This window comes from Aeromicrobium sp. CnD17-E (genome assembly GCF_024124745.1).
Classification (GTDB): Bacteria; Actinomycetota; Actinomycetes; order Propionibacteriales; family Nocardioidaceae; genus Aeromicrobium.
This window is the reverse complement of the sequence record NZ_JAMXRU010000101.1, coordinates 1-11,376: the sequence shown is the minus strand read 5'-3', so window position 1 is coordinate 11,376 and position 11,376 is coordinate 1. Positions and strand designations below refer to the sequence as shown.

The 11,376-nt window shown below is 72.4% G+C and carries 14 protein-coding genes, 1 pseudogene and 1 riboswitch; of the genes and pseudogenes, 12 read left to right on the top strand and 3 right to left on the bottom strand.

What is annotated here, in order from left to right:
• Positions 1-363: pseudogene (locus NH339_RS15065) on the top strand (shikimate dehydrogenase); the annotation flags it as partial.
• A gap of 9 nt (positions 364-372) precedes the next feature.
• A complete protein-coding gene (locus NH339_RS18940; protein ID WP_253026777.1) occupies positions 373-1,080 on the top strand; it encodes a prepilin peptidase in 708 nt (235 codons plus the stop codon).
• A gap of 59 nt (positions 1,081-1,139) precedes the next feature.
• On the opposite strand, the gene NH339_RS15055 is transcribed toward NH339_RS18940, so the two are convergent.
• Entirely contained in the window at positions 1,140-1,454 is a 315-nt protein-coding gene (locus tag NH339_RS15055) for a multidrug efflux SMR transporter (protein ID WP_253026775.1), read from the bottom strand.
• Positions 1,455-1,465: 11 nt separating this feature from the next.
• A riboswitch (guanidine-III (ykkC-III) riboswitch) is annotated at positions 1,466-1,530 on the bottom strand.
• A gap of 92 nt (positions 1,531-1,622) precedes the next feature.
• On the opposite strand from NH339_RS15055, the gene aroC reads away from it, so the two are divergent.
• From aroC to NH339_RS15005, 10 genes are all read left to right on the top strand, one after another.
• Positions 1,623-2,801, top strand: a complete 1,179-nt coding sequence (aroC, locus tag NH339_RS15050) for a chorismate synthase (RefSeq protein ID WP_253026773.1) — start codon at positions 1,623-1,625, stop codon at positions 2,799-2,801.
• The gene (locus tag NH339_RS15045) at positions 2,798-3,313 is read left to right on the top strand and encodes a shikimate kinase (RefSeq protein ID WP_253026771.1); all 516 of its coding nucleotides are present in this window, start codon (positions 2,798-2,800) and stop codon (positions 3,311-3,313) included. The genes aroC and NH339_RS15045 overlap by 4 nt, the downstream gene beginning before the upstream one ends.
• The gene (locus NH339_RS15040) at positions 3,310-4,485 is read left to right on the top strand and encodes a 3-dehydroquinate synthase (protein WP_253026769.1); all 1,176 of its coding nucleotides are present in this window, start codon (positions 3,310-3,312) and stop codon (positions 4,483-4,485) included. The genes NH339_RS15045 and NH339_RS15040 overlap by 4 nt, the downstream gene beginning before the upstream one ends.
• Entirely contained in the window at positions 4,482-5,591 is a 1,110-nt protein-coding gene (locus NH339_RS15035) for a Xaa-Pro peptidase family protein (RefSeq protein ID WP_253026767.1), read from the top strand. The genes NH339_RS15040 and NH339_RS15035 overlap by 4 nt, the downstream gene beginning before the upstream one ends.
• Positions 5,591-6,154 (top strand): elongation factor P, encoded by a 564-nt coding sequence (efp, locus tag NH339_RS15030; RefSeq protein ID WP_253026765.1) that lies wholly within the window; start codon positions 5,591-5,593, stop codon positions 6,152-6,154. The genes NH339_RS15035 and efp overlap by 1 nt, the downstream gene beginning before the upstream one ends.
• Positions 6,154-6,558, top strand: coding sequence for a transcription antitermination factor NusB (gene nusB / locus NH339_RS15025; protein WP_253026763.1), 405 nt, complete (start codon positions 6,154-6,156; stop codon positions 6,556-6,558). The genes efp and nusB overlap by 1 nt, the downstream gene beginning before the upstream one ends.
• A 128-nt stretch (positions 6,559-6,686) precedes the next feature.
• The gene (locus NH339_RS15020) at positions 6,687-7,334 is read left to right on the top strand and encodes an ABC transporter permease (RefSeq protein ID WP_253026761.1); all 648 of its coding nucleotides are present in this window, start codon (positions 6,687-6,689) and stop codon (positions 7,332-7,334) included.
• Positions 7,327-8,520 carry a betaine/proline/choline family ABC transporter ATP-binding protein gene (locus tag NH339_RS15015; RefSeq protein ID WP_308207083.1) on the top strand — a complete coding sequence of 398 codons (1,194 nt, stop codon included), beginning with the start codon at positions 7,327-7,329 and terminating at the stop codon, positions 8,518-8,520. The genes NH339_RS15020 and NH339_RS15015 overlap by 8 nt, the downstream gene beginning before the upstream one ends.
• Positions 8,517-9,302 (top strand): ABC transporter permease, encoded by a 786-nt coding sequence (locus NH339_RS15010; protein WP_253026759.1) that lies wholly within the window; start codon positions 8,517-8,519, stop codon positions 9,300-9,302. Before NH339_RS15015 ends, NH339_RS15010 begins: the two co-directional genes overlap by 4 nt.
• A gap of 1 nt (position 9,303) precedes the next feature.
• Complete coding sequence (locus tag NH339_RS15005; RefSeq protein WP_253026757.1) at positions 9,304-10,272, top strand: glycine betaine ABC transporter substrate-binding protein; 969 nt, start codon at positions 9,304-9,306, stop codon at positions 10,270-10,272.
• 3 nt (positions 10,273-10,275) lie between these two features.
• Here NH339_RS15005 and NH339_RS15000 read toward each other — a convergent pair whose 3' ends face one another.
• Positions 10,276-10,848 carry a GNAT family N-acetyltransferase gene (locus NH339_RS15000; RefSeq protein ID WP_253026755.1) on the bottom strand — a complete coding sequence of 191 codons (573 nt, stop codon included), beginning with the start codon at positions 10,846-10,848 and terminating at the stop codon, positions 10,276-10,278.
• 40 nt (positions 10,849-10,888) lie between these two features.
• Positions 10,889-11,376: HNH endonuclease (locus NH339_RS14995; RefSeq protein WP_253026753.1), on the bottom strand; the 488-nt coding region annotated here is incomplete at its 5' end.

Sequence of the window (11,376 nt, the reverse complement as noted above, 5' to 3'; positions counted from 1 at the left end):
GACGTCGGCCGCGCCGAGGAGACGGTGGCGGCGGTCCGCGCCGCCGGTCTGGAGGCCCGCGTGCTCGACGCCTCGACCTCGCCGACCGGCCCCGTCGACCTGCTGGTCTCCACCGTCCCGGAGTCCGTGGCGGGGGAGCGGGCCGATGCCTGGGCGCGCGACGCGGCGGCGGTCTTCGACGTCGTCTACGACCCCTGGCCGACGCGTCTGAGCGTCGCGGCGAGGGCGGCCGGCCGGCCGGTCGTCACCGGTCTGGACCTCCTCGCGCACCAGGCCGTGCTCCAGCTGCTCCTCATGACGGGTGCGTCGGTCGACGTCGACGTCGTGCGCGGGGCCGCGCTGGAGGCCCTGGCGAGCGCATAGTCTGCGGCCGTGGACATCGCGTACGTCGTGCCCGCCGCCCTGGCGGCCGGGCTGCTGGGGGCCCTCGGCCCCGTCGCGATCGCCCGCCTGCCCGAACCCGGGCCGCACCCCGACGACGACCCGGACGAGCCGCCCAAGGTGCCCTACGCCGAGCTCGCCCGCCGTCCACGTCTCGCCCCGGGCCTGGCGCTGACGTCGGTGCTGCTGCTCCTGGTGGTCGCGACCGGGCTCGACGAGCCGTGGCTGCTGCCGGCGTGGGCCGCGTTCGCCGGCGCGGGCAGCTGGCTGGCCTGGGTCGACCTGCGCACGCGACTGCTGCCCTACCTCCTCACGCTGCCGCTGCACGCCGTCTGCCTCGCACTCGTCGCGCTCGCGGCCCTGCTGGCCGGCGACCTCGGCATCCTGCTGAAGGGACTCCTCGGCAACGTCGCCGTCTTCGTGGTGTTCCGCGCCGTCTACGCCCTGGGCCGCTGGGTCCGCCAACCCTTCGGCTTCGGCGACGTGAGGCTCGCCGCGCTCGTCGGGCTCCTGCTCGGGGCGGTCGGTCCGAGCGCGACGCTGTACGGCACCTACGCAGGCTTCGTCGTCGGCGCCGTCGCGGGCGTCGTCCTCTACCGGACGGGACGCATCGGCCGCCGCGACCCCTTCGCCTTCGGCCCCTACCTCGTGCTCGGCGCGTTCCTCGGACCGCCGCTCGCGCTGCTGCTGCACGGCTGACCCCCGGGCACCCTCGGCCGTCGCTGCCCAGGAGCTCGGTGGGTCGATGGGTCGGTGGGTCAGTGCGTCAGCTTGAGCCCGACGATCCCGCCGACGACGGCCAGCAGGCACAGGACCCGGGCGACGGACAACGGCTCCTCGCCCTGCGCCATCGCCCAGGCGGCGGTGAGGGTCGCGCCGACACCGACCCAGACCGCGTAGGCGGTGCCGGTCGGCAGCTCACGCATCGCCCACGCGAGACCGACCATGCTGGTCACGAGGGCGACGGCGAACACGACGGTGGGCGCGAGCCGGCTGAGTCCCTCCGAGCGGCCGAGGGCCGTGGCCCACACCGCCTCGAGGACGCCGGACCCCACGAGCACGATCCACGACATGACGGGCTCCTGACCTGCCGTCTTTGCGCTGGTCGGGTACGGCAGCCTCGTCCGAGCCCCCAGGGAGGGGGCGCCCTCATGATGGCACGGCCCGGCCGGACGTCCTGCCCAGGCTCCGGGGGCGGGCGGCTCGGTCCCGGCAGGACGCTTCCTGACACAATGACCCCCATGCTTCGATGGCTGACTGCCGGTGAGTCCCACGGACCTGCGCTCGTCGCGATCCTCGAGGGACTTCCTGCCGGCGTGCACGTGACCAGCAAGGACGTCCAGGACGCGCTGGCGCGTCGCCGCCTCGGCTACGGCCGCGGTGCCCGCATGAGCTTCGAGGCCGACGAGCTCGAGGTGATCGGCGGCCTCCGGCACGGCGTCTCGATGGGCAGCCCCGTCGCCCTGCGCATCGGCAACAGCGAGTGGCCCAAGTGGGAGCAGGTCATGGCGGCCGACCCCGTCGACCCCGAGGTGCTCGACGGCCTGAAGCGCGGGGCGCCGCTCACACGTCCGCGTCCGGGCCACGCCGACCTCGCCGGCATGCAGAAGTACGGCTTCGACGAGGCCCGACCCGTCCTCGAGCGCGCCAGCGCCCGCGAGACCGCCGCCCGCGTCGCGCTCGGCGAGGTGGCGGCCAAGTTCGTCGAGCAGACGACGGGCGCGACGGTCCTGTCGCACGTCGTCGAGCTCGGCACCGTCGCCGCTCCCGCCGGCGTCGTGCCCCGGCACTCCGACGTCGAGGCGCTCGACGCCGACCCGGTGCGCTGCTTCGACGCCGCCACCAGCGCGGCCATGGTGGCCGAGGTCGACGCCGCCCACAAGGACGGCGACACGCTCGGCGGCGTCGTCGAGGTCGTCGTCGAGGGCCTGCCGCCCGGACTCGGCTCGTACACGCACTGGGACCGGCGCCTCGACGCGCGGCTGGCAGCGGCGCTCATGGGGATCCAGGCCATCAAGGGAGTCGAGGTCGGCGACGGCTTCGAGCTCGCCCGCACCCGCGGCTCGCTCGCGCACGACGAGATCGTCCCGACCGACGAGGGCATCCGCCGCGTCTCCGGCCGCTCCGGCGGCACCGAGGGCGGCATGACGACGGGCGAGCTGCTGCGCGTGCGCGCCGCGATGAAGCCCATCGCCACCGTCCCGCGTGCGCTGCGCACCGTCGACGTCAGCACCGGCGAGGAGACCCGAGCCCACCACCAGCGCTCCGACGTGTGCGCCGTGCCCGCGGCGGGCATCGTCGCGGAGGCCATGGTCGCGCTGGTCGTCGCCGACGCGATCACCGAGAAGTTCGGCGGCGACTCCGTCGAGGAGGTCCGGCGCAACGTCGAGGCGTACCGCGAGCACCTGAGGTACCGGTGACGCCGGTCGTCGTGCTCGTCGGCGCACCGGGGGCCGGCAAGACGACGGTGGCGCACCGCCTGGCCGACCGGCTCGGCACGTCGGTGCGCGACACCGACGTCGACGTCGAGCGCTCGACGGGCTCGAGCGTGCAGGACCTCTTCGTCGCCCATGGCGAGGCGCACTTCCGTGAGCTCGAGGCCGCCGCGGTCGCGGCCGCGCTGCAGGAGCACGACGGGGTGCTGGCGCTGGGTGGGGGCGCCGTCCTCCACCCGGGGACCCAGCAGCTGCTGCGGGAGCAGCGGGTCGTCTTCCTCGACGTCAGCCTGTCCGCCGCCGCGCAGCGCGTGGGTCTCGGCACGAACCGGCCCCTGCTCCTCGGCAACGTGCGCGCGACCATGAAGGCCCTCCTCGACGCGCGCCGCCCGGTCTACGAGGACCTCGCCACCCACACCGTCGTCACCGACGACCTCACCGCCGACGACGTCGCCGCCCGCATCCACCAGCTGATCCAGGAGAACGCCACCCCATGACCGTCCGCATCCGGGTCGAGACGTCCGCCCCGTACGACGTCCTCGTCGGCTCCGGCGTGAGCGACCAGCTCGCGTCGCTCGTCGGGGACGACGTGCGTCGGGTCGCGATCGTGCACCCGACGGTGCTGCGCGAGCGCGCGGCCCGGCTCCGGTCGACGCTGCTGCGCGAGCAGGCGACGCGGGCGCTCGACGTGCACCTGGTCGAGGTGCCCGACGGCGAGGCCGCGAAGAACGCCGAGGTCCTGCAGTACTGCTGGGACGTGCTCGGTCGCACCGGCTTCACCCGCTCCGACGTCGTGGTCGGGTTCGGCGGCGGCGCGACGACCGACCTGGCCGGCTTCGTGGCGGCGAGCTGGTTGCGTGGCGTCCGGTTCGTCAACGTCTCCACGACGGTGCTGGGCATGGTCGACGCGGCGGTCGGCGGCAAGACGGGCATCAACACCGCGTCCGGCAAGAACCTCGTCGGGGCGTTCCACGAGCCCGTCGGGGTGCTCTGCGACCTCGACCTGCTGGTCGACCTGCCGTCGGCGGAGCTGCGCAGCGGGCTCGCCGAGGTGGTCAAGTGCGGGTTCATCGCCGACCCGTCGATCCTGGAGCTGATCGAGGGGGTCGGCACGGGAGCCGTGCTCGACCCGACGTCGGCGATCCTCGCCGAGCTGGTCGCCAAGGGCATCCGGGTGAAGGCCCAGACCGTCGCCGGTGACCTGCGGGAGACCGGCGGGGGTGCCGGGCCGTGGGCGGCGAACAGCACCGGCGGGGGCGCCGAGGACGACAGCGGCATCGGCCGGGAGGCGCTGAACTACGGACACACCCTGGGGCACGCGATCGAGCGCGAGGAGCGGTACACGGTGCGCCACGGCGAGGCGATCAGCGTCGGCATGGTCTACGTGGCCGAGCTGGCGCACCGCCACGGGCTCATCGACGCCGACCTCGTGCAGCGTCACCGCGACGTGCTGTCGTCGCTGTCGCTGCCGACCACGTGGGCGGGCGCCTTCTCGCCGCTGCTCGCGGCGATGCGTCTGGACAAGAAGACGCGCGGCGACCAGCTGCGGTTCGTGGTGCTCGAGGACCTCGGCCGCACGACGATCCTCGCCGGCCCCGACGAGGAGACGCTGCGCGACTCGTTCGCGGCCCTCGCCGCTCCCTCGTCGTCGCCGGGCGCCGCCCGATGAGCACGACCTTCGTGCCGGACGCGCAGACCCTGCAGCGTCGCCGCGAGCGCGTGGGTGCGTCGCTCGCCGACGCCGGACGGGCCGGCCTCGTGGTCACGACGCTGGTCAACGTCCGGTACCTGACCGGCTTCACAGGGTCGAACGGCGCCCTCGTGCTGCACGCCGACGGCAGTGGACTGTTCCTCACCGACGGCCGCTACCGCGACCAGGCCGCCGCGGAGGTGCCCGGTCTCGAGCACACCATCACGCGCGACCTCCTCGGTGTCGCGGGCCTGCGGCTCGCCGACGTCGGGGGAGCGTGGGCCGTCGAGACGCACACCCTGAGCGTCGACGCCCACGCGACGCTGCGCGGCGCAGCACCCGGCGTCGAGCTCGTCGGCGCCGACCGGGTGGTCGAGCGGGCCCGGGAGACGAAGGACGACGTGGAGGTCGCGGCGCTGCGGGAGGCCTGCCGGATCTCCGCGGCCGCGCTGGAGGGGCTCTGGGCGGGCCCGCTGGCGGGGCGGACCGAGCGCGACGTCGCCCGTGACCTGGAGTGGCGCATGCTCGAGCTCGGCGCCGAGGCCGTCGCCTTCGAGACCATCCTCGCCTCGGGCCCGAACACCGCCGTGCCGCACCACCACCCGACCGACCGGGTGCTGCAGCCCGGTGACCTCCTCAAGACCGACTTCGGCGCCCGGGTCGCCGGCTACCACGCCGACTGCACGCGCACCGTCGTGCTCGGCACCGCCGACGCCTGGCAGCGCGAGGTCCACGCCGCCGTGCGGGCGTCGCAGGCGGCCGGCGTCGACGCGTTGCGCGAGGGGCGTCCCGTGGCCGAGGCGGACGCCGTCGCGCGGGGCGTCCTCGACGAGGCCGGGTGGCTCGAGCACTTCACCACCGGCCTGGGCCACGGCGTCGGCCTGCAGATCCACGAGGACCCGTTCATCGCCGCGGCGCACGTCGGTACACTGGAGCGTCGCACCGTCCTCACCATGGAACCGGGCATCTACGTCCCGGGCCGCGGGGGAGTGCGCATCGAAGACACCGTCCTCGTCACGCCGGCCGCCACGGGCACCCCCGAGGTGCTGACCGACCTGACCACCGAGCTCCTGGAGATCGCCTGATGGCCACCACGAACGACCTGAAGAACGGCATGGTGCTGAACATCGACGGCCAGCTCTGGACCGTCATCGAGTTCCAGCACGTCAAGCCGGGCAAGGGTCCCGCCTTCGTGCGCACCAAGATGAAGAACGTCGAGTCGGGCAAGGTCGTCGACAAGACCTTCAACGCCGGCACCAAGGTCGAGACCGCCACCGTCGACAAGCGCGACATGCAGTACCTCTACAACGACGGCACGAACTACGTGTTCATGGACGTGCAGACGTACGACCAGATCGAGATCGCGCCCGAGGCCATGGGCAGCGCGCCCGACTTCCTCCTGGAGAACCAGGAGGCCACCGTGGCCACCAACGAGGGCCGCGTGCTCTACGTCGAGCTGCCGCTCTCGGTCGAGCTGCTCATCGAGCACACCGACCCGGGCCTGCAGGGCGACCGCTCCAGCGGCGGCACGAAGCCCGCGCGCCTGGAGACCGGTCGCGAGATCCAGGTGCCGCTGTTCGTCACCAGCGGCGAGAAGGTCAAGGTCGACACCCGCGACGGCAACTACCTCGGCCGCGTGAAGGCCTGATGGGCGCGCGCACCAAGTACCGCAAGCGCGCCCTCGACATCCTCTTCGAGTCCGAGCTCCAGGGCCTGCCCCTGGGTGGGACCCTCGCGGCGCGGCGCGAGACCAACGACCCGCCGGTCAACCCCTACACGGTCCGGCTGGTCGAGGGCGTCGTGGAGCACCAGGAGCACATCGACGGCCTCATCGCCGAGCACTCGCGCGGCTGGACGCTGGACCGCATGCCCGGCGTCGACCGCAACCTCCTGCGCGTCGCCGTCCTCGAGATCGTCTACGTCGACGACGTGCCCGGGCCGGTCGCCGTGAGCGAGGCCGTCGAGCTCGCGGCGGAGCTCTCCACCGACGACAGCCCCAAGTTCGTCGGCGGCCTCCTCAGCCGCATCCTCGAGGTCGCCACCCCCGCCTGACCCGTCACGCGACGGGGCGGGGCCCGTCACGCGCAGTTGCACCTTCGGCCAGGTTCGTTACCGTCGAGGAACCCGCGACGGTGGGCGTCGGCTCCTGTCTGCGTCGCCGTCCTGACGAGAGGTGACGTGTGGGCTTCCTCGACTTCGTCCACGATCGATGGTCGGTCCTGTCGTTCCTGGCGTACCAGCACCTGAGCCTGGTGGTGCAGACGCTGGCCGCAGCCACGCTGCTCGCGATCGTGCTCGGCGTGCTGGCCTACCGTTCCCGCTGGGGCACCACGGCGGCGCAGGCGCTGTCGTCCGTCGGGCTCACCCTTCCGTCGTACGCCCTGCTCGGCCTGCTGGTCGGCGTCGTCGGCATCGGGGTGCTGCCGTCCGTCATCGCCCTCGTCTTCTTCGGGTTCCTCCCGATCCTGCGCAACGTGATCGTCGGCCTGACCGGCGTCGACCAGGCGCTCGTGGAGTCGGCGCGCGGCATGGGCATGGGGCGGGTCGCCACCCTCGTGCGGCTCGAGCTGCCGCTCGCGTGGCCGGTCATCATGACCGGCGTCCGCGTCTCGGGCCAGATGCTCATGGGCATCGCGGCCATCGCGGCCTACGTGCTCGGGCCCGGCCTCGGCGGCTACATCTTCTCGGGCATCTCCCGCACCGGCGGGGCCAACGCCACGTACTCCATCGTCGCGGGCACGGTCGGGATCATCCTCCTCGCCGTCGTGCTCGACCTCGTCCTCAACCTGCTCACCCGAGCCACGACCTCCAGGGGCATCCGTGTCTGAGACCACCACGACCACCACCGCCCCCGGGCAGCAGTCGCACGGGCAGCGGATCCTGCTCGAGAACGTCACCAAGAAGTACTCGGGGCAGTCCAGCGCCGCGGTCGACGACGTCACGCTCGAGATCCCCGCCGGCGAGATCGTCATGCTCGTCGGCCCGTCGGGCTGCGGCAAGACCACGACGATGAAGATGATCAACCGGTTGATCGAGCCGACCAGCGGTCGGATCTACATCGGCGACGAGGACGTCACCGACCAGGACGCCGACGACCTGCGTCGCCGCATCGGCTACGTCATCCAGGGCGCCGGGCTGTTCCCGCACTACACGGTCGCCGAGAACATCGCGATCGTGCCGCGGCTGCTCGGCTGGAAGAAGGACCGCGTGGCCGCGCGCGTCGACGAGCTGCTCGACCTGGTGAACCTCGACCCCGAGCAGTACCGCGACCGGTACCCCCGGGAGCTGTCCGGCGGCCAGCAGCAGCGGGTGGGCGTGGCCCGGGCCCTGGCGGCCGACCCGCCGGTCCTGCTGATGGACGAGCCGTTCGGCGCCGTCGACCCCATCACCCGCCAGCGTCTGCAGGACGAGCTGCTGCGCCTGCAGGAGGAGCTGCGCAAGACGATCGTGTTCGTCACGCACGACTTCGACGAGGCCGTGAAGCTCGGCGACCGGATCGCGATCCTCGACGTGGGCTCGCGGATCGTCCAGTACGACACGCCCGAGGCCATCCTGACGTCGCCGGCGAACGAGTTCGTCGAGGGCTTCGTCGGCCACGGCGCGGCCCTCAAGCAGCTGACACTGACCCGCGTCCGTGACGTCGAGCTGCACGAGGCGGCCGTCGCGCACGTCGGCGGCGACCCGGCCGCGGCGGCGCAGGACGCGCGCGCCAAGGGTCGCGACTGGGTGATCGTCCTCGACGCGCAGGAGCGACCGCAGCGGTGGGTCTCCGTCCGCGACCTCGAGCGGGGCGGTGCGCTGGACCGCGTGTCGCGCGACCTGGAGCTCGAGACCGTCAGCTCCGCCTCGACCCTCAACGACGCGCTCGACGAGATGCTCACGTCGTCGCACGGCGTCGTCGTGGTCACGGGTCGGCGCAACGTCTACCAGGGCGTCATCCGCGTCGAGACGATCATGCAGGCGATGCAGCAGCTCAGCAGCAGCGCCGCGGACGCCGACCCGGTGCAGCCGTGAGCGCCACCACCGCAGCCCCGGCGGGCGAGGCGGCGACCCCGACCGTCACCGTCGACCGTCCGGGCATCGGTCGCTGGATCGGCCAGCCGCTCGTCGTCGTGGCCGCGGTCGTCGGCTGCCTGGTCTACGTGAACACGGCGGACGTCACCGACGTCGAGCGCCGCTCGCTGACGGTCGGCAACCTGCTCGACCTCACCGGTCAGCACCTGTTCATCAGCGTCGTGGCGACGCTCCTGACCTGCCTGGTCGCGATCCCGCTCGGCATCGCCCTGACGCGGGGTCCGATGCGACGCTTCTCCAAGCCGATCATCACCGTCGCCGGCTTCGGGCAGGCCGCCCCGGCGATCGGCCTCATCGCCCTCGGCGCCGTGTTCTTCGACGTGGGCGCCACGGGAGCGATCGTCGCCCTCGCGGTGTACGGCATCCTGCCGATCGTGGCCAACACGGTCACCGGTCTCGACGGCGTCGACCAGCGTCTGGTCGAGGCGTCGCGCGGCATGGGCGTCTCGGCCGGCGGCACCCTCGTGCGCGTCGAGCTGCCGCTGGCGCTGCGCGTCATCGTCGCCGGCGTCCGCACCGCCCTGGTGCTGATCGTCGGCACCGCGGCCCTGGCGTCGTTCACTGGTGGTGGCGGTCTCGGCGACCTCATCACCACCGGCATCAAGCTGCAGCAAGACGTCGTGCTCGTGGTCGGCGCGATCCTCGTCGCAGCCCTGGCCCTGTTCATCGACTGGCTGGCGCGTCTCGTGGAGATCGCCGCCGCCCCGAAGGGAGTGGGCTGACGTGCGAGGTCACCTGCGCAAGAAGCTCGTCACGTCCGTCGCCGCCCTGGCCTGCCTGGGGCTGGCCGGGTGCGGCCTGCAGTCGGCGTCGGGCGCGGTGCTGGGTGCCGAGCCCGGCACCATCAAGCCGGTGAAGTCGCTCGAGGGCGTCCCGGTCACCGTGGCGGCGAAGGACTTCACCGAGCAGCTCGTGCTCGGCAACATGATGTCGACGGTGCTGAGCGTGGCCGGTGCCGACGTCACGAACCTCAGCAACACGCCCGGCAGCTTCGGCGTCCGCCAGGCGCTGCTGGACGGCCGCGTCGACATCTCCCCGGAGTACACCGGCACCGGCTGGATCAACTACCTCGGCAACCAGAAGCCGGTGAAGGGCGAGGAGCAGCAGTACGAGGCCGTCTACGACGCCGACCTGAAGAACGGGCTGACCTGGCTGCCCTACGCCCCCATGAACAACACGTACGCGTTCGCGATCAACGAGAAGAAGGGCGAGGAGCTCGGCATCACCAAGCTCTCGCAGCTGAAGGACCTGCCGAAGGACCAGCGCACGTTCTGCGTCGAGAGCGAGTTCGCCAAGCGCGACGACGGCTTCGTCCCGATGCTGAAGACGTACGGGCTCACCGAGTCCGACCTCGGGAAGGTGACGAACCTCGACACAGGCGTCATCTACACGGCGACCGCGCGCGGCACCTGCAACTTCGGCGAGGTGTTCACGACCGACGGCCGCATCCCGGGCCTGAAGCTGCGGGTGCTCGAGGACGACAAGGAGTTCTTCCCGCTCTACAACCTCAGCTTCGTCGCCCGCACGGACTTCCTGGAGGAGCACCCGGAGGTGCAGGAGATCTTCGCCCAGGTGCTCCCGAAGCTGACCAACGACGTCATGCTCGAGCTGAACGCCAAGGTCGACGTCGAGGGCCAGGACCCGGCCATCGTCGCGCGGGACTGGCTGAAGTCCGAGGGGCTCGTGCAGTAGCAGTCAGGTCAGGCCGAGACGCATGAGCACGCGCGGGTGGCCGGCGAGCCTGGAGGTCGTCTCGGCGGCCTGGGTGAAGCCGCCGGCCTCGAACAGTGCCTTGGTGCCGACGTAGGCCATGGTCTGTTCGACCCTGGCGCCTGCGTTGTCGACGGGGTAGCCCTCGACGGCGGGGGCGCCGGCGTCTCGGGCGAGGTCGACCGCTCCAGAGAGCAGCACGTGGGAGATGCCTCGGCCGCGGTGGCCGGGGCGGACGCGGATGCACCAGATCGACCAGACGTCGAGGTCGTCGACGTGGGGGATGGTGCGGCTGCGGGCGAAGGACGTGTCGCGGCGGGGGTGGAGGGCGGCCCATCCGACGACCTGGTCGGCGTCGTAGGCGAGCACGCCGGGTGGACCTTCGGCCATCAGGGCGCGGACGCGTTCGCCCCGGGCGGAGCCGACGAGCTCGCGGTTCTCCTTCGACGACGTGAGCCGGTAGCTCAGGCACCAGCAGACGTTCGCGTCGGGCCGCTTGGGTCCGACCATCGTGCGGACGTCGTCGAACGAGGTCGCGGGTCGGGTGGTGACCGTCATGGGGACAGTGTGGGGCGGGGGTCCGACGTTCTCCAGGGCCTCAACCGGCTCGGGTCCGGCGGGAGCTGGCGTGTCGGGTGCGCAGGGTGCGGTGGGTCTGGTGGGTGTGGGGGTCGATGGCGAAGAACCCTTGATGCACGGCCGCATGGCATCTCGGGCACAACCCGATGAGGTTGTGCAGGTCGGAGGCGCCGCCCTCGGACCAGTACTGGACGTGGTGGACGTGGACGACGGGTCCTCTGCAGCCGGGTCCGGCGCAGGTGCCGCCTTGCTGGTTGACGATCGCCTTGCGCTGAGCCGGGGTGGCGAGGCGGTGGGTTCTGCCGACGTCGAGGACGGTGTGTCTGCCGGCGGTGAGGATGGGGGTGAGGTCGGCGTCGCAGAGCATCTGCTGGAGCTGGGCGGGGCCGATGGTCCCGAAGCCGGCGAGTTCGCCGGTCGCGGTGCTCGCGTCGTCGGCGATCTGGGCGAGGTCGACGGTGAGGTCGACGTGGGGGCGCACGCCTCTGTCCTGCGGCAGGCCGGAGG